The organism is Arthrobacter sp. Soil_C_49 (assembly GCF_057656635.1).
In genome coordinates this window covers 14,856-32,414 of record NZ_JBDGJZ010000022.1, presented here as the reverse complement: position 1 = coordinate 32,414, position 17,559 = coordinate 14,856, and the positions used below count along the sequence as shown (strand labels likewise).

The 17,559-nt window shown below is 65.5% G+C and carries 16 protein-coding genes; 9 read left to right on the top strand and 7 right to left on the bottom strand.

All coding sequences use genetic code 11. The features are described from left to right. Position 1 precedes the first annotated feature (1 nt). The 7 genes from AC3A4Z_RS22335 (at position 2) to AC3A4Z_RS22305 (ending at position 6,710) form a co-directional block, all read left to right on the top strand. Positions 2 to 817, top strand: coding sequence for a carbohydrate ABC transporter permease (locus tag AC3A4Z_RS22335; protein WP_498714449.1), 816 nt, complete (start codon positions 2 to 4; stop codon positions 815 to 817). 64 nt (positions 818 to 881) lie between these two features. After that, the gene (locus AC3A4Z_RS22330) at positions 882 to 2,321 is read left to right on the top strand and encodes an NAD-dependent succinate-semialdehyde dehydrogenase (protein ID WP_498714447.1); all 1,440 of its coding nucleotides are present in this window, start codon (positions 882 to 884) and stop codon (positions 2,319 to 2,321) included. 1 nt (position 2,322) lies between these two features. Next, on the top strand, positions 2,323 to 3,066 hold the full coding sequence (locus AC3A4Z_RS22325) for a sulfite exporter TauE/SafE family protein (RefSeq protein WP_498714445.1): 744 nt from the start codon (positions 2,323 to 2,325) through the stop codon (positions 3,064 to 3,066). Between the two features lie 56 nt (positions 3,067 to 3,122). Beyond that, positions 3,123 to 4,397, top strand: coding sequence for an AGE family epimerase/isomerase (locus AC3A4Z_RS22320; RefSeq protein WP_498714443.1), 1,275 nt, complete (start codon positions 3,123 to 3,125; stop codon positions 4,395 to 4,397). 24 nt (positions 4,398 to 4,421) lie between these two features. Further along, positions 4,422 to 4,613 (top strand): hypothetical protein, encoded by a 192-nt coding sequence (locus AC3A4Z_RS22315; protein WP_498714441.1) that lies wholly within the window; start codon positions 4,422 to 4,424, stop codon positions 4,611 to 4,613. 71 nt (positions 4,614 to 4,684) lie between these two features. Further along, the gene (locus AC3A4Z_RS22310; protein WP_498714439.1) at positions 4,685 to 5,917 is read left to right on the top strand and encodes a mechanosensitive ion channel family protein; all 1,233 of its coding nucleotides are present in this window, start codon (positions 4,685 to 4,687) and stop codon (positions 5,915 to 5,917) included. A gap of 40 nt (positions 5,918 to 5,957) precedes the next feature. Beyond that, positions 5,958 to 6,710, top strand: coding sequence for an ArsR/SmtB family transcription factor (locus AC3A4Z_RS22305; RefSeq protein WP_498714477.1), 753 nt, complete (start codon positions 5,958 to 5,960; stop codon positions 6,708 to 6,710). A gap of 57 nt (positions 6,711 to 6,767) precedes the next feature. Here AC3A4Z_RS22305 and AC3A4Z_RS22300 read toward each other — a convergent pair whose 3' ends face one another. The 6 genes from AC3A4Z_RS22300 to fdhA form a co-directional block, all read right to left on the bottom strand. Continuing rightward, complete coding sequence (locus AC3A4Z_RS22300; RefSeq protein WP_493972374.1) at positions 6,768 to 6,974, bottom strand: hypothetical protein; 207 nt, start codon at positions 6,972 to 6,974, stop codon at positions 6,768 to 6,770. Between the two features lie 31 nt (positions 6,975 to 7,005). Next, positions 7,006 to 8,367: an MFS transporter gene (locus tag AC3A4Z_RS22295; protein WP_498714437.1), complete on the bottom strand. Its 1,362-nt coding sequence runs from the start codon at positions 8,365 to 8,367 to the stop codon at positions 7,006 to 7,008. A 63-nt stretch (positions 8,368 to 8,430) separates the two neighbouring features. Further along, positions 8,431 to 9,627, bottom strand: a complete 1,197-nt coding sequence (locus tag AC3A4Z_RS22290) for a S1C family serine protease (protein ID WP_498714475.1) — start codon at positions 9,625 to 9,627, stop codon at positions 8,431 to 8,433. Between the two features lie 186 nt (positions 9,628 to 9,813). Then, positions 9,814 to 10,719 (bottom strand): serine hydrolase, encoded by a 906-nt coding sequence (locus AC3A4Z_RS22285; RefSeq protein ID WP_498714435.1) that lies wholly within the window; start codon positions 10,717 to 10,719, stop codon positions 9,814 to 9,816. Positions 10,720 to 10,818: 99 nt separating this feature from the next. Continuing rightward, positions 10,819 to 11,169, bottom strand: coding sequence for a GNAT family N-acetyltransferase (locus tag AC3A4Z_RS22280; RefSeq protein WP_498714434.1), 351 nt, complete (start codon positions 11,167 to 11,169; stop codon positions 10,819 to 10,821). A gap of 117 nt (positions 11,170 to 11,286) precedes the next feature. Next, positions 11,287 to 12,504: a formaldehyde dehydrogenase, glutathione-independent gene (fdhA, locus tag AC3A4Z_RS22275; protein WP_498714432.1), complete on the bottom strand. Its 1,218-nt coding sequence runs from the start codon at positions 12,502 to 12,504 to the stop codon at positions 11,287 to 11,289. Positions 12,505 to 12,869: 365 nt separating this feature from the next. Here fdhA and AC3A4Z_RS22270 point away from each other — a divergent pair, with 365 nt between their 5' ends. Further along, positions 12,870 to 13,199, top strand: a complete 330-nt coding sequence (locus tag AC3A4Z_RS22270; protein WP_498714430.1) for a DUF6457 domain-containing protein — start codon at positions 12,870 to 12,872, stop codon at positions 13,197 to 13,199. Between the two features lie 17 nt (positions 13,200 to 13,216). Here AC3A4Z_RS22270 and AC3A4Z_RS22265 read toward each other — a convergent pair whose 3' ends face one another. Continuing rightward, the gene (locus AC3A4Z_RS22265; RefSeq protein ID WP_498714428.1) at positions 13,217 to 15,544 is read right to left on the bottom strand and encodes an FdhF/YdeP family oxidoreductase; all 2,328 of its coding nucleotides are present in this window, start codon (positions 15,542 to 15,544) and stop codon (positions 13,217 to 13,219) included. A 242-nt stretch (positions 15,545 to 15,786) separates the two neighbouring features. On the opposite strand from AC3A4Z_RS22265, the gene AC3A4Z_RS22260 reads away from it, so the two are divergent. After that, complete coding sequence (locus AC3A4Z_RS22260) at positions 15,787 to 17,520, top strand: RecQ family ATP-dependent DNA helicase (protein ID WP_498714426.1); 1,734 nt, start codon at positions 15,787 to 15,789, stop codon at positions 17,518 to 17,520. Positions 17,521 to 17,559 lie beyond the last annotated feature (39 nt).

Genomic DNA, 17,559 nt, shown 5'->3' with positions numbered 1-17,559 from the left:
CATGCTCGCCTCAATAAGCCGCCGCGCCATCCTTGGCATCTACGCGGTCATCATCATCGTTCCGCTGACCGTGGTGGGGTTCGGCAGCTTCAAGTCCACGCAGGAACTCTTCGCCGGCCCGTTCAGCCTGCCGCAGTCCCTCTCTCCCGCCAACTACGCCGAGGTGATCGGCGGCCAGGATCTGGGTTCCTCGTTCTGGAACAGCGTCATTGTCACCGCCGTGTCCGTGCCGCTCACCCTGTTCCTGGCGAGCCTCGCCGGGTACGCCGTGTCCAGGCTGAAGGGCTTTATGTCCTGGGCGATCTTCGGTTTCCTGGTCTTGGGCATGGCCATCCCGGCTCAGGCCAACATGGTGCCGCTGTACGTCCTGTTCGGCCGGTTGGGGCTGTTGGACAGCCTCACGGGCCTGATCCTGGCAAACGTGGTGTCCACCCTGCCCATCGCCGTTTTTATCCTGGGCGGGTTCATGCGGACCCTGCCCCGGGAGCTTTACGAAGCATCCTCAATTGACGGCACCGGCCCCTGGCGGACCTACGCGTCCATCGCCCTGCCGCTGTCGGCACCGTCCATCGCCGCCGCCGCGATCTTTCTGTTCGTCATCCACTGGAACGAGCTGCTGTATCCGCTGTTGTTCATCCAGTCCCCGGGCAACCGCACCCTGCCGCTGGCACTGCTCAGCTTCCAGGGCGAGTTTCAGACCGACTACCCGCTGCTGTTCGCGGGTGTCATCCTGGCCTCGCTGCCCGTGGTGGTGGCCTACGTCTTCCTGCAGCGCTACTTCGTTGCCGGCATCACCGCAGGCGCGAGCAAGGGATGAGTACGACGACGACGGGCGGCTTCGCGGGCGGCGAAGCCCTCCCAGCCAACGAAAGGCAATATCAGTGAACCTCAAATCAGCCCGACACCTGGTGAACGGCACCTGGCATGCGGCCGGAACGTCGAAGGACGTGACGGACCCCGGAAACGGGAGCACCGTGGGCGAGGTAGCCTGGGGCGCCGCCGAGGACGCCACCCAAGCTGCCGATGCCGCCGCCGAGGCCTTCGCGTCCTGGTCCCGCACCACGGTGCGCACCCGCGCGGACCTGCTCCGCAACGCCGCCGATCTCCTGGCCGAACGCCGCGACGAACTGGCCCACACCCTCGCACTGGAAGCCGGCAAACGGCTTCCTGAGGCGCAGGGCGAAGTGGACTTCTCGGTGGAATACTTCCGCTGGTTTGCCGAGGAAGTGCGCCGCACCACGGGTACCGTCAGCCCGCCCGAACTGCAGGGCCGCCGGCACCTCAGCCTCCGCAAGCCCATCGGCGTGGCGCTCAGCCTCACCCCGTGGAACTTCCCGGTGTCCATCCAGGCCCGGAAGCTCGCCGCGATGCTGGCCGCCGGCTGCACCGTGGTGGGCCGTGTCTCCGAAAAGGCGCCCCTGGCTGCCACCGGGCTGTTCGAGGTGCTGCACGACGCCGGGTTCCCGGCCGGCGTCGTGAACCTTGTGCACGGCCCGTCCCGCGAGATCACCGCCGCGCTGCTCAGGCACCCGGCAGTGCGGGCCGTCAGCTTCACCGGTTCCACCGGCGTGGGCCGCCAGATCATGGCCTCCGCGGCAGTGCGGGTGGTCCGCCCGCTGCTGGAGCTTGGCGGCAACGCTCCCTTCATTGTGTTCGAGGACGCGGACCTGGACGCCGCCGTCGAGGGCGCCGTGCTGGGCCGGCTCCGCAACACCGGACAGTCCTGCGTCGCTGCGAACCGCTTCCTGGTCCAGGACAGCATCGCCGACGAGTTCGCCCGGAAGCTGGGTGCGCGCTTCGATGCGATGAGCATCGGACACGGAGCTCCCGACGGCGGCGCACCGGTCCCTGACCTCGGTCCGGTCATCGACGCCGAACGGGTGTCCGCGGTGCAGGCGCTGGTGGATGACGCTCTGAACCGCGGCGCGCGCCGCGTCACGCAGCGGACCGACGTGCCCGGCACGGGGTCCTTCCTGGCCCCCACGCTGCTGGCGGATGTCCCCGACGATGCCCCGCTGGTAGGCGAGGAAGTGTTCGGCCCGGCTGCCGGCGTCGTCACCTTCTCCTCGGAAGAGGAAGCTATCCGGAAGGCGAACGCCACGGAGATGGGACTCGCTGCCTACGTCTGGAGCAGCAGCCCCAAGCGCGGCTGGGACATCCCCGAACGGCTCGAAGCCGGCATCGTGGGAGTGAATGACCCCCTGCCGTCCGTAGCCTTTGCCCCCATGGGCGGCGCCAAGCAGTCGGGCCTGGGACGGGAAGGATCCAGCCTGGGCCTGGAGGAGTTCGAGGAGGTCCAGTACGTGGCCTGGAGGCCGTAAGGTGCTGACCACCGGGCTGGTACTGGGCGCTGTGGTGGTAGGGGCCGGAATGCAGCGGATCACCGGCATGGGCTTTGCCCTGGTGGCCGCCCCGTTCCTGGTCCTGCTGCTGGGCCCGGTGGAAGGGGTGGTGCTGGTGAACGTGTGCGGCGCCGTAACGGCTGGGGCCATCATCTTCCGGGTGGTGCGGGACGTCGACTGGAAGCGGTACCTCCTGCTCGCGGCCTCAGCGTTGCTCGGGATCATTCCGGCGGCGTTCCTGATCCGCCTCATTCCGGCGGCGGTCCTGGAGATCTCCATCGGAGTGATCCTCGCGGCCGGGCTCACCGTCCTGCTGGTCCTCAAGTCCGCCACCCTGCCCGCACGGCGCCGGTACCTTCTCACCGCCGGTGGCCTGAGCGGTTTTATGAACACGGCGGCCGGCGTGGGTGGTCCGGCCGTCAGCATGTACTCCATCGCTACCCGGTGGCAGCACAAGTCCTTCGCGGCCACCATGCAGCCGTACTTCTTCACCATTGGTGCGTTCTCGCTCATCTCCAAGGCCCTGACCGCGCCGGAGACGTTTCCCGTGCTGCCCTTGGGCATGTGGGTGGCGGTTGCAGTGGCGTGCCTGGGCGGGCTGGTGCTGGGCGACGTCGCATCGAAGTTCGTCCCCGCCCGCGCCGCGCAAATCCTGCTGATCGTCCTGGCGTACCTGGGAGCGGCCGCCACCATCACCCGCGGCGTGTTCGACGCCGTCGGCTGACCTGATTTTTCACCTGCACCAGAGAACTTGCATCGGAAACAGAGAGAGGAAACAACATGACGTGGCTGAATAGTGCCGCTCACGCACGATGGCTCGAGGCTGAAACGGACCGGCTGATCAATTTCGCCGCGGCGTCGAAGGTGCCTACGGGATTCGGCTGGCTAGACAACTACGGCGTGGTGTTTGCCGACAAGCCCACCCATCTTTGGATCACCGCGCGGATGACGCACAGTTTCGCTGTTGCCGCGTTGATGGGACGGCCGGGTGCCGGGCTCCTTGTGGACCATGGCATAGCAGCACTTAACGGAGCCCTCCACGATGACGAGTTCGGCGGATGGTACGCCGAGGTGGACGGGGACGGTCCCGTGAACGCCACCAAGTCCGGCTACCAGCACTCTTTTGTGCTCCTCGCGGCTGCCAGTGCTGTTGCTGCGGGGCGCCCGGGAGCCAGGGAGCTGCTCGATGAGGCGCTGCGGATAGCTGACACGAAATTCTGGGACCACGAGGCCAACATGTGCTTCGACTCGTGGAACCGGGAATTCACGGAAACCGAGGCATACCGCGGCGGCAACGCGAGCATGCACTCGGTCGAGGCGTATCTGATCGTCGCCGATGTCACCGGGGAGGACCGCTGGCTCCAACGGGCACTGCACATCGCCGAAGTGCTCATCCACAACTTTGCGCGCAACAACAACTACCGCGTGTTTGAACACTTCGACCCGGAGTGGAACCCCATGCCGGAGTACAACACCGACGACCGGGCCAGCCAATTCCGTGCGTATGGCGGAACGCCCGGCCACTGGGTTGAGTGGGCGCGCCTGCTCCTCCACGTCCGTGCCGGGCTTGAGGCCCGCGGCCTGGAGGTTCCGGCCTGGCTGCTCGACGACGCGCGCGGCCTGTTCCACGCCGCCATCCGCGACGCCTGGGAGCCGGACGGAAACCCGGGATTTGTCTACACAGTGGACTGGGAAGGCAAGCCGGTGGTCACCACCCGCATCCGCTGGGTTCCCGCAGAGGCAATCGGAGGTGCGGCAGCCCTCTATATCGCCACCGGTGAAAAGGAGTATGCGGACTGGTACGAGCGGATCTGGGACCACGCGCGCGACTGGTTCATTGATTACGAGCACGGATCCTGGAAACAGGAACTTGACGAGAACGGCAATGTCACCTCGACCGTATGGTCCGGCAAGGCGGACATCTATCACCTCTTGCACTGCCTGGTGGTCCCGCGCCTCCCGCTGGCGCCCGGGCTTGCCCCGGCCGTCGCGGCGGGCCTGCTCGACGCGCGGCTAAGTTCAACCGTGCAGGACAAAGAGCCTGCCGCACGCTGATTCGCCCCCAAAGAAAGGACAGCCATGTCTGCCATCTCCCCCGAAGAAACTGTCGTCCGCATTTCCAGCACCAGCGATGAGCCTGTCAGCCTGCGGGTTGAAGCAGGGCAGGCTGTGACGGTCCGCGTGGAAGTAGAAAAAAACTGCAACTGCCACCAGGGATCGGCCGGCCGCCCGGGCTCCTTTACGGATATCGATTTCGGTACAGGCAGGTAGCCCGGGAACGCACCGCGCCGGGGTCCAAGTCAATTTCGACCCCTCCACCGGAAGTTGGTAGAGGTTAATGGATGCAAGACCTACTCAATCCCGCCAAGCCATTCATTGCCGTCACGCTTGCATTGGCCGCAGGGCTGGTCCTGTCCTGGCTGCTGCGCAAGCTTGTTCTGCGCCTCAACCGCAATCGTCCCGAGCTGCAGGCCACCTCGCGGGTGGCCCGCCAGCCGCTGCGGCTGGCGCTGTGCCTCATCGGCGTCCGCACCGCCCTGGGGCTGACGGCCGGGAGCGAAGGCTGGCTGCCCGGCGTCGACCATTTGCTGCTGATAGCCCTCATCGGCTCGCTGGCCTGGCTGGGGGTGGCGGTGCTGCTGATCGTCGAAGCCGTGGTGCTGGGACGGTACAGCGTTGACGTTGCGGACAACCGGCGCGCCCGGCGGCTCCGCACGCAGATGATCCTGGCCCGGCGGATCGGCGTTGCCCTGGTGGTGGTTCTCGCCGTGGGCTCGGTGATGCTCACTTTCCCGGCCATCCAGGCCCTCGGCGCCGGGCTGCTGGCGTCCGCCGGCGTCATCTCGATCGTCGCGGGCCTCGCCGCCCAGACCTCCCTGGTGAACGTCTTCGCCGGCATGCAGCTGGCCTTCACGGACGCCATCCGGGTGGACGATGTGGTGGTGGTCCAGAAGGAGTGGGGCCGCATCGAGGAAATCACGCTCACCTACGTGGTGGTCCACATCTGGGACGACCGGCGCCTCATCCTGCCCTCCACCTACTTCACCACCACACCCTTCGAAAACTGGACCCGCCGCCAGTCCGAGGTGATGGGCACCGTGGAGTTCGACCTCGACTGGCGTGCCCCCGTGGAGGACATGCGCGCCGAACTGCGCAGCGTCCTTGCCGGGACCGACCTGTGGGACGAGCGCGTGGGTGTCCTGCAGATCACGGACGCCACGGGCGGCTTCGTCCGCGTGCGGATCCTGGTCAGCGCCGCGGACAGCGCCGCACTCTTTGACCTCCGCTGCCTCATCCGCGAAGCTATCGTTACCTTCCTGCAGGGCCGTCCGGAGGCACTGCCCCAGCAGCGCTGGGCCGAGGCGGCGTCCGACGGCGGCACCTCCTCCCGCCGCCAGCAGCCGCTGCCGGGCCTGGGAACCTCCGGCCGGGACGGTTCCCGCGTCCCGGCAGACCCTCAGGAGTCACAGCTGTTCACCGGATCAATCGAGGCGGTCCAGCGTTCGCGCGCCTTCACCGGCCCCGGCGACGAGGTGTTCCAGGACCGGGACCAGACCCTGGCCGCCAGGAACTGACCCTTGATATGTGACCGAATGGTCACCTATCATGGTTCCTATGGATGCCGTGTTCAAGGCACTCGCGGACCCCACCCGCCGGGACCTGCTTGACGAGCTCTTCCGCGAGGACGGCCAGACCCTCGGCGCCCTTGAAGGCCGGTTCGACATGACCCGCTTCGGGATCGCCAAGCACCTCCGGATCCTGGAAGAAGCAGGCCTGGTGGTGACCCGCCGTCGGGGGCGTGAAAAGCTGCATTTCCTGAACCCGGTGCCCATCCGGCTCGTCCACGACCGCTGGGTGAGCAAGTACGCCGAACCATGGGCCGCTGGCCTCAGCGACCTCAAATCCAGATTGGAAAGTCCCATGGAAAAAATCTTCGAGATCTACATCAAGACCACGCCCGAGCGGCTCTGGGAAGCCATCACGGACAGCGGCATCCGCAGCAAGTACCAGTTCGGGAACACCATCGAAACGGACTGGACCCCGGGCAGCAGCCTCACCATGAACAACGTCAAAGCCGGCGCACCCCTGGGCGAAGGCGAGAACCTGGAGGTGGACCCGCCGCGCCGGCTCGTCCAGACGATGCGCGCGCTTTGGGGCGAGGACGTCAAGGCCGAGGGAACCTCGAAGGTCACCTGGGACATCGAGCCCGTGGGCGATTCCTGCCGCCTCACCGTCACCCACAGCGACCTCCGTGAAGGCGCCAACGAACAGCTCTACGGCGGCTGGCCCATGATCCTCTCCGGCCTGAAAACCTGGCTGGAAACAGGCGAGAAGCTCACCACGCCGGGTTCGCTGATGTACACCTGAGTCCTGTTGAACAGCTAAAGAACGGACGACGGCGGGAGGCGGCTAAGTGCCATACCATCACGTTCGGCGCGTGCCGTCCCACCTGCGTCTGCGGAGCTTACTCGTGGCCATCAGCGAGCCGCCGATGAACAACACTCCGAGGACCACGGTGGCCACGCCCACGTAGAACCATGCACCCCGGCCGAAGATCATCAACGCCGCGCCCAGGATGCAGAGGCCTTTTGCGGTGATATCGAGGTACAGCTGCGCCTTTGGAGAAGCCATACTTCCACGATAGACCCGGCTCCCGGGACCCTTAGTCCGTCCGCTGCCTCCACAGCAGGAACACACCGAACGTCACTACGCACAGGACCAGCATGGCCAGGACCATCCGCGCCCAGTTTTCCTGGTGGACGCCGTCGGCGGCGAACACACCGATCATCACCGTGGCCGTGATGGCGCCGACGTACCGGCAGGTCTGGTAGATGCCCGCCGCGACGCCACGCTCCTGCGGCCGGGTGGAGACGAACATGCCCTGGTTGGTGGCGATGCTCACCGTTCCGTACGGGACGCCCATCAGTGCCGTCAGCACCACCACCAGCGGGATCACCAGGGTGCCGGTCAGCAGCCACATCAGCGCGGCCACCGCTGTCAGGAGGACGACGCCGGCAATCAGCACACGGCGCACGCCGAACCTTCCGATGGCCCTGACCGCCCACGGGGTTGCGACCACAGACATGGCGGCGAGCGGCAGCATCAGCAGGCCGACAACGCCGGGATCGTAGCCGCCGGCCTCCTGCAGCAGCTGGGGCAGTCCGAAGAAAACGAAGTAGTACACGCTGCTGAACACCGCGAAGCCGAGGTACACCAGCAGCAGCGGGCGGTTCCGGCCCAGGAGCCTGATGTCCAGAAAAGGCCGGTTGAAGCGCAGCTCGCGCCAGGCGAACAGGGCCGCGATGACGGTACCGGCCGCGAGCATCCACCAGCGGTATCCCGGCGCCACATTCAGCGCTGCCATCATCACCAGCAGCAGGGCGGAGACGAATGCCAGGATCCCTGGGATGTCCGAGTCCCTGACAAGTTCGGCAACACTGCCATGCTCCCGGGCTTCGTCCTTCGGGGCTGCCTGCCGCACAATCAGCAACGCGGCGAGCGCCAGGGGGACGTTGACCAGGAACAACGCTTCCCACCCCACCAGGCTCACCAGCAGGCCGCCGACTACCGGGCCCACGGCGGCCGCCGAGGTGTTGGCCATCTGCAGCCGGCCCAGCGGCCGGGCGGAGTCGACGTTGGCCCGGTGGGCTATCGCTCCCACCATCACCACCGCACTGGGATAGGCCGTTGCGGTGCCCAGCGCCATGACCGCCCGCGCCACGCAGAGGAGGGCGAAGTTCGGCGCGAGCGGTGCCAGCGCGCAGGTGACGGCGACCAATGCCATGCCGAGCATAAACATCCGCCGTGGCCCGAACCGGTCCGCCAGCCTGCCCATCACGGGTTGCCCCGCAGCGGAAGCCAGGTAGAAGGAGGTGACCACCCACGTGACAGCCGCGACGTCGAGCCCGAAGTCGGCGCGAAGCACCACCAGGGCCACCGCGATCATCGAAGAGTTCAGGGGGTTCAGTGCCGTGCCCAGGCTGAGGCCGGCGACGGCCAGGGCAGTCCGGGGATTGTTGCTCACGGAAACAGTCTTACCCACCCGCCCGGACGTTAGCGAGTTTGACGCAGCCCTGAAAGACCGCGGTTAAAGACAAGCTGTTGGTTGCCCGAATGGAAGCGTCGATCCTGCGATGCGCCATGCTGCTCCGTCCCAAAGCATGGAATATCTGATCCTCCAGTCGCTGCATGCCTGTCCTTGGGGGCCGAATTCGGGGCTTTGGATAGTCCGCAGCTTCACATCCGCGGTCAAGTTGTTGCCTGATCCGCTCACATTTAGAACGTCCAGGCTTTGCCAGTACGAGCTTCCCAGTTCGGCACTCCAACCGGCAGCGCCATCGAATGTCGCCTGCAGTTCGGGCGTGAATTGCTTGAAGGCCGCACTATAGGCCCCCCTGTTAATACCTTGGCCGTGGAGCAGCAGGCTCTGCCCAATATTGTTCGCCTGGTCATGATCGGAGCTGATAATCAATGGAAAATAGCCGGATTCGGGGGCCGGTGCATTTCCGCACTCGACCAGTGGCATCGGGACGCCACGCACCTCCCATTCGGCAATTGCTTCGGCTGCCCGTGGGCCACTGACAGCGTAAGCCATTCCCTCGGCCCCGGTTTTCCCAGCGCTCACCACTCCGGCAACGAGGGCATCCTGCCCCAGAAGAGGACCACCACTGTTGCCTGGATTGATCGCGGCGTCCGTTTGGATCATGTTACCAATTCTTCCGCTACCGAAATTGACGTCACGGTCCAGGCCGCTCACAATTCCCCTCGTTAACGTCAATGATTCGCCCCGAGGGAATCCAAGGGCCGCGACCTCGGTCCCCATGGGAGGGTCAGTTGTTTGGAATTCGAATTGGTGGCCGTTAACCGCTGAGTCGAGTCGAACAAGAGCTAAATCTGCAAGTTCATTGAATCCGAGGACAACTCCCCGAATGGTATTCCCGTCAAAAGAAACGCTAATGGCGGACGCGTCCTCAACGACGTGGGCCGCTGTAGCAACGAGCGTGGAGGTAATCAGAAACCCAGTACCGGTATAGCTGTTGTCACATGTCGTGACGCTGAACTGCCCGACGCCGGATTGGACTTCGGGGACCACTGCTAGCCAACCCTGGGGCGCCTCACTGGCTGTCGCCGGGGACTGCGATGCTGTCACCTGCGGCGAGGTACTGAACGATGCTGTAGGAGATGGTCCGGGGCGTTCAGTGTCCGCCTCGGGGACCGGTGACGGCGGAGGGGCCGGAGTGCAACCAGCCGCAAGGGCCAGGACCACGACCGCAGAACCTAGCATTTGGCTTCGAACCATACTCTTGGCGTATCTCATCGAACCACTCCTGACGCTATAGCGCGGGGCGTCTTTGCCGCGTGCAATTTTGTCTAAAGCTAGCCCTGCGCGCCGGTCGGTCCACGCATTGAAACTACCTAACCGCCTCCCTAATCCATCTTGGCGGAAGCACCATGTCTTGAGTTTTAGCCTCTATTTGCCCGCCTGGACAGGAGGAAAGAGGGTCTTTTCAACCACACCGGTGAGCTCCCTGATGACCTCGGCCTGCCCGGCGTCTTCGGTGCCGTCCGCGTTCTCGGTGTAAATCACCAGCACAAAGGTGGAGCCGCGGTAGGCCAGCACGGCGGCGTCGTGGAGTTCGCCGCCGATTTCACCGAATTTATGGAACACCTCCACCCCGGCCTGGGAACCGGCGGGAATGAGCTCCTCGTTGTTGGTGTCCTGCATGTAACCCAGGAGCTGCGCGGTGTTCTCCGGGTTCAGCAGGTCTCCGGCGTACAACTGCTTCAGGACCAGGGCCATCTCGGCAGGAGTCAGCAGGTTCTCCTCCGGGTCATAGGCGACGCCGATGGAGGCCGCGTATTCAGTCAGCTGCGGATAGCCCACGGCATCCATCAGCAGCAACCAGGAATCATTGTTGCTTTCGTTGACCATGGCTTCCAGCTGGAAGGCGGCGTCGTAGTCCCCCAGCGGGTCATCCAGGCTCGCCTCGCCGTTCTCCACTAGGTGGTAGAAGGCGGCGGCCGTGATGATCTTCGCGGTGCTGGCGGCGGTGAAAGCCTCCTGGTCCCCGAAGGTGAGTGCGGCATCGCCCGAAATGTCTGCCATGGCCAGCCCGATCCGGTAATCCGGATTTTCGTCCAGGACGGACTGGATGCTGTCCTGCAGGGAATCAGGGGCCACGGCCACAGGTGCCTCGGGAAGGGCTGGGGGAACCGCTCCGGTTGCGCCGTTAAGCGGCCCTGACTTCACCACCGCGAACACAACGATGGCCACGATCACCAGCGCAACGGCGGTGAACAGCAATGCCAGCCTCTTCCGGGCACGCCGGGGTGCCGGGACATTCCGCCCGGGCGCAGGCATTTCTTGGTCCGACATAGGGCTCCTGTCCCAACTCAACAATCTGATCCGCATCCTGCGGGCCCCAGCGCACGCGATGCGATGTCGATTAGATCATCGAAGTTTGGGAACTCCCTGTTAGCGGGTGCGGGCAGCCAGTGCTGAGTCCAGGAACTCCAGGTGGGCCGGTGCTACGCGGACGGTGTTGCCCGAGTATTCGGGATGTTTGGCGAGGAACTTCTTGATAAAGGGGCACACCGGAACGATGCCCATCCCCGCGCCAACCGTTTCGTCCAGGGCCACCGTGGCGAGCTGGCCCGCCAGGCCCTGGCCGCCGTATTCCTCGTTGATCACCGTGTGGTAGAAAATCCGCTGCGGTGAGCCGCCGCCGTTGTATTCCTTGTACGCTGCCTTGCCGATCACGTTTCCTGCGTCAAGGATTTCAAAACGCTCGCGGCCGGCGTTGTGGCGGACGGTGATCTCACTCAAGGGGACTCCTTCGATGCGGTTGCGTTGCTGCCCTTGCCAAGCCTAACCCGGCTCGGGCTGCCCTTATTTCCGCATCTGATGTTCCCGGCGCATCACCGTCCGCTGGCTGCCTCCGCCCTAGCTCAGGTACCCGTTCGGATTGAGCACGTACTTGGTGGCTGCACCGGCGTCGAACTCCGCGTAGCCCGTCGGCGCCTCCTCCAGCGGAATCGCCTTGGCATTGACATTCTTGGCGATGCTGACCTTGTCATTGAGGATGGCCATCATCAGCTGCCGGTTGTACTTCATGACCGGGCACTGGCCAGTGGTGAAGCTCAGCGACTTGGCCCAGCCGGTGCCCAGGCTCAGGCTCAGCGAGCCTTTCTTGGCGGCCTCGTCGATGCCGCCCGGATCACCCGTCACGTACAGCCCGGGGATGCCGAGCGCACCGCCTGCCGCGGTGATGTCCATCAGCGAGTTCAGCACGGTGGCGGGTGCCTCTTCGGCGTCCTTGCCATGCCCTTGTCCCCGTGCCTCAAAGCCCACCGCGTCCACACCGCAGTCCACCTCCGGCACGCCGAGGATCTGCTCGATCTGCTCCGCCGGGCCTCCCTTGGTAAGGTCCACCGTTTCGCAGCCAAAGCTGCGCGCTCTCTCCAGCCGTTCCTCGTTAAGGTCCCCCACAATCACGACGGCGGCGCCAAGCAAATGTGCGCTGGTCGCCGCTGCGAGGCCCACCGGGCCGGCACCCGCAATGTACACGGTGGAGCCGACGCCGACCCCGGCGGTGACGGCGCCGTGGAACCCTGTGGGGAAAATGTCCGAGAGCATGGCCAGGTCCAGGATCTTCTCCATGGCCCGGTCCTTGTCCGGGAACTTCAGCAGGTTCCAGTCGGCGTAGGGCACCAGCACGTAGTTGGCCTGGCCGCCCACCCAGCCGCCCATGTCCACGTACCCGTAGGCGCTGCCGGGGCGGTCAGGGTTGACGTTCAGGCAGATGCCGGTCTTGCGTTCCTTGCAGTTCCGGCACCGGCCGCAGGCGATATTGAACGGCACCGAACACAGATCGCCCACCTTGATGAACTCGACGTCGCGGCCCACCTCCACTACCTCGCCGGTAATCTCATGGCCGAGCACCAGGTTGGGCGGCGCCGTGGTGCGTCCACGCACCATGTGCTGGTCCGAGCCGCAGATGTTGGTGGCCACCGTCTTGAGGATCACCCCGTGGTTGACCGGGCGCCCCACGTTCGCCGGGTTGACGCCGGGGCCGTCCTTGAGTTCGAAGCTGGGGTAGTCGATATCGATGACTTCAACCTTGCCTGGTTCCTTGTAGGCAACGGCTTTGTTCCCTGTCATGTGTTTCTCCTGTAGTCAGGCCTGCCCGGTAGGGCGGCCGTGATCATGGGTGGGTGAAGTGCCCCTGCAGGGCCCCGTGCTTCGATTGACGTGCGGTTTCCATCGTGCGACATGACTGGTGCCGGTGATCTTGGGCCTGATCTCTTAGCCGGCCGGGTCCGGCCGGTTGATCCTGCCGAGGCTCCTGGGCTGGGGTTCGCCCAGTCTAGGCAGGGGCCGCGGGCGGTGCCAGAGCCAGAAGGGCGGCGGCTCTACCCTCTTTGGGATTAGGGGGTGTCCGGGACCCGATGACTTCCGCGGTGAAGCCTTGTAGTGTCAGCACCGGAACAGCCAACCGCAGCGACATGTTGACGAAGGAGCAGACCATGGCAGTCAGTGACGAGGAAGCACGGGTACTGGACCAATGGAGCAACAGGCTTGCCCAGGCGCTGCAGATCCTGGACCTCAAGGTGGACAACGAACTGCTCCTTGACCTGGCCCGCCGGTCCGCCGATTCGATCATCCATCCCGCCGCGCCGGTCACCACGTTCCTGGTGGGCTATGCCGCGGGCCTGGAGGCCGGAACCGGCAGCGCCGGATCAAGGGAGGCATCCAGCGCGGCGGTACAGCAGGCCGCAAGCATCGCTTTTGACCTTTGCGACGACGGGCCCGACGGCGGCCCCGCCAGCCAGGGCTGGGCCGCCACGGCCCAGTAGCTGCGCCTGCGCACTTTCTACCCCGCCGCCGTCGGCTCCTCTTCAAGGACCAGAACCGGCTCGAGCTTTACGATCACTGCCTTGGACACGGGCGTCTGGCTGCCCTCGGCCACGCTTTCCAGCGGCACCAGGACGTTGGCCTCCGGATAGTAGGCGGCGGCGCATCCCCTGGCCGTGGGGTAGGACACCACCCGGTAGTTCCGCAGGACCCGCTCGGCGTTGTCCGGGTAGACGCCCCAGATGTCCACGTGCTGCCCGTCCTCGAGGCCCAGGTCGGTGAGGTCTGCCGGGCTCACAAACACGACCTCACGGCCCTTCTTGATGCCCCGGTACCGGTCGTTGTGGCCGTAGATGGTGGTGTTGAACTGGTCGTGCGAGCGCATGCTCTGCAGGATCAGGGTGCCCGGCGGGCGTTCCACGTGCTCGAGTTCGTTCACGGTGAGCACGGCCTTGCCCGTGGGGGTATGGAAGGTGCGCGAGTCCCGGGGCCCGTTGGGCAGGATGAAGCCGCCGTCCTGCCGGATCTTCCGGTTGTAGTCCTCGCAGCCCACAACCACGTGGGAAATGTGCTCCCGGATGAGGTCGTAGTTCTTTTCGAAGCCCGCCCAGTCCGCAGCGATCCGGTCACCCAGCACACGGCGCGCAAGCCGGCTGACGATCGCCACTTCGGAGAGCAGCCCCGGAGCCACCGGCTCAACCGTTCCATGGGAGGCGTGGACAGCGCAGACGGTGTCCTCCACCGAAACGAACTGCGGCCCCGATTCCTGGCGGTCGATCTCGGTGCGCCCCAGCGTGGGCAGGATCAGCGCCTCGGCGCCGGTCACGGCGTGCGAATGGTTGAGCTTGGTGGAGATCTGGACCGACAGTTCGGTGCGCTCCATCGCCGCCTCCGCCGCGTGGGTGTCCGACATGGCTCCCACGAAATTTCCGCCCAGGCCCACAAAAACCTTGATGCCGCCGTCGCGCATCTGCCGGATGGTCTCCACCGCGTCCGCGCCGTGCTCCCGGGGCGGTTCGAAGCTGAATTCCTTGCCCAGGGCATCCAGGAAGGCCGGCGGCATCTGCTCCCAAATGCCCATGGTGCGGTCGCCCTGGACATTGCTGTGTCCGCGGATGGGTGAGGCTCCGGCGCCGGGCTTGCCGATGTTGCCGCGCAGCAACAGCAGGTTGATGATCTCCTTGATGGTGGCCACGGCCTTTTTGTGCTGGGTGATGCCCATGGCCCAGGTGATGATCACCTTGTCCGCCCGCAGGTACCGGTCCGCCAGTTCGTCGATCTCCTCGGAGCGCAGGCCCGTCGCCTCGAGGACACTGGCTTCGTCCAGGGTGGCAAGGTGTGCCTTCAGCTCGTCAAGGCCCTGGCAATGTTCCTCGAGGAATTGATGGTCAAGTACCGTCCCCGGCGCCGCGGCCTCGGCCTGCAGGACGCGCTTGGAGACTGCCTGCAGCAACGCCATGTCCCCGCCGAGCCGGATCTGCAGGAACTGGTCAGCCAGGTCTGTGCCGTGTCCGATGATGCCTTTCACCCGCTGCGGATTCTTGTAGCGCATCAGGCCCGCCTCGGGCAGCGGGTTGACTGCAACGATCTGCGCGCCGGCGTCCTTGGCTTCCTCCAGCGCGGTGAGCATCCGGGGGTGGTTGGTGCCGGGGTTCTGGCCCAGGATGATGATCAGGTCCGCTTTTTCAAAGTCGTTGTAGGAGACCGTGGCCTTGCCCACGCCGATGGTCTGCCCCATCGCCCAGCCGGAGGACTCGTGGCACATGTTGGAGCAGTCCGGCAGGTTGTTGGTGCCGTATGCGCGGATGAACAGCTGGTACAGGAACGCAGCCTCGTTGGAGGTGCGGCCGCTGGTGTAGAAGGCTGCCTGGTCAGGGCTCGGCAGCGAGTTCAGCTTGTCCGCGATGATCCCGAACGCATCATCCCAGCCCACAGGCCGGTAATGGTCCTCACCGGCCGGCTTGTAGACCGGCTGGGTGAGGCGGCCCTGCATCCCCAACCAGTATTCTGACCTCTCCCGAAGCCCGCTGACAGGATGCTCAGCCCAGAACTCCGGGCCAATCACCACTGGCGTGGCCTCCCAGGTGACTGCCTTGGCACCGTTCTCGCAGAATTCGAACGTCTTGCGGTGGCCCGGGTCCGGCCAGGCGCAGCTCATGCAGTCGAACCCGTCCTTCTGGTTCAGCGCCAGCAGGGTTTTCCGCGACCGCTCCAGGCCCATGTGCTCCAGCGCGGGCTTCATGGAGTGGTAGACGCCGGGAACGCCGGCGGCCCAGGTTTTAGGGTGTCCGCTCACCTCAAGTTCGGATTCGTCCGCCTCTTCGACCTTTGGATTCTTGCGCACCACGCTGCATCCTCCTCGCTTTGCCTGGCCCCGAAAATACAGTGCAAGTGCTCTGGGACCAGTTGCTTCCACAGTTGTTCACAGGTGGCCGGGAAGTCAAGGACAGCGGCGGGGCTGTGCATAACAAGAGCTCCGATTTGTCCACATAGCCGCGGACACCGAGGACGGCGTGTCCCGGCCGCGCTAGGCTGTTTATCTCGGCTGAAGCAACCGGCCGCAGGATCCACTGTGCGGAGCCGCTGTATATGTCCGACGATCGTGCCCTAGCCGCCCTTGCGGCGTCTTCTTTCTCCCTGCCCCACCTCCGTGACGGCCAACTGGCTGGGATGGCTGCGCTTGCCGGCGGCCGCGACGTCCTTGCGGTGATGCCCACCGGCTACGGGAAATCCGCTATCTACCAGGTCGCTGCCCTGCACCTGAAGAACACCACGGGACGCCCCGCCGTCGTGGTCTCACCGCTGATTGCCCTTCAGGAGGACCAACTGGACGGGCTGTCCGCCGAACTGGGTGACGAGGCCGCCGTCGCCATCAACTCCTCCCACAGCGACTCCGAACTGGAAGCAGCGTGGCAGGCGGCGGAGACCGGCAAGGCGGCCTTCCTGTTCCTGGCCCCCGAACAGCTCGCCAAACAGGAAACCGTGGACCGGATCCGAAACCTTGACATCGCCATTTTCGTGGTGGACGAGGCCCACTGCGTTTCCTCCTGGGGCCACGATTTCCGCCCCGATTACCTCAACCTGGGCAACGTCCGCGAACGCCTGGGCAACCCGCCGGTGGCAGCGCTGACCGCCACCGCCTCCCCTCCCGTGCGCGATGAGATCGTGGAGCGGCTGAAAATGAAGGACCCGCTGGTCCTGGTCCGCGGCTTCGACCGGCCCAACATCAGCCTCGATGTGGTCCGGCACCAGGAGGACAAAGGCAAGCGGAAGGCAGTACTGGAACAGGTCACGGCGCTGGCCAGGGAACAGGGGCAGGGCCTGCTCTATGCCGCTACCCGCAAGGATACCGAGAAGTACGCAGCCAAGCTGGCCAAGGAAGGGCTCCGGGCGGAGGCGTACCACGCCGGCCGGTCAGCCGCGGACCGGGAGCGCATCCACGAACTGTTCCTCGACGACCAGCTGGACGTGGTGGCCGCCACCACCGCTTTTGGAATGGGCATCGACAAACCGAATGTGCGGTTTGTGGTGCACGCGGACGTTCCCGAGTCGCTGGACGCTTATTACCAGGAGATCGGCCGGGCGGGCCGCGACGGGGAGGCCGCCTCCGCCGTGCTGCACTACCGGGCTGAGGACCTTGGCCTGCGGAAGTTCTTCGGTACCCACTCCCCTGATCCGGACCGGCTGCTGGCCGTCTTGAAGATCCTCAAAGCCGCTGGGGCGCCGGTTCCTAAAGCGTCGCTGGCGGAACTTTCCGGGTTCCCCGCCCGCCGGGTGACGGGGCTCGTGAACCAGCTGGAGGAGGCGGGCGCGGTCACAACAGGCAAGCGCGGCATCCGGCTCACTTCCAAAGCCAAACTGCCCGCACTCGTGCAGCGCGCTATCGAACTCGCGGAGGCACGGCAGCGCGTGGACCAGTCCCGGCTCACCATGATGCGTGCGTACGCCGAGACTGACGGCTGCCGGCGGCAGTTCCTGCTGGGGTACTTCGGCGAGGACCTGCCGGAGCCGTGCGGCAACTGCGACGCCTGCGCCGAGGCCGCGAACCAAACAGACGGGCCGGCTGCGGCCAAGGAAACGCCCGAAGCCGGCGGGCCGGGATCGGGAGGGGAGGTTCCGGCGGGGAAGGTTGCCGATGGGCGGCCCGCCGCCAGTGGCGACGAACCGTTCCCGCTGCAGTCCGCCGTGATCCACAAGGAGTGGGGTCCGGGGCTGGTGATGCGGCACGAAGACGACGTCATTACCGTCCTGTTCGAACAGGAAGGGTACAAGACGCTGTCCCGCACCGCCGTCGTCGAGCATGAACTCCTGCGGCCTGCTTAGGTAAGCATGCTTTCGGTAGGCTGGGAGGACACTGACGAC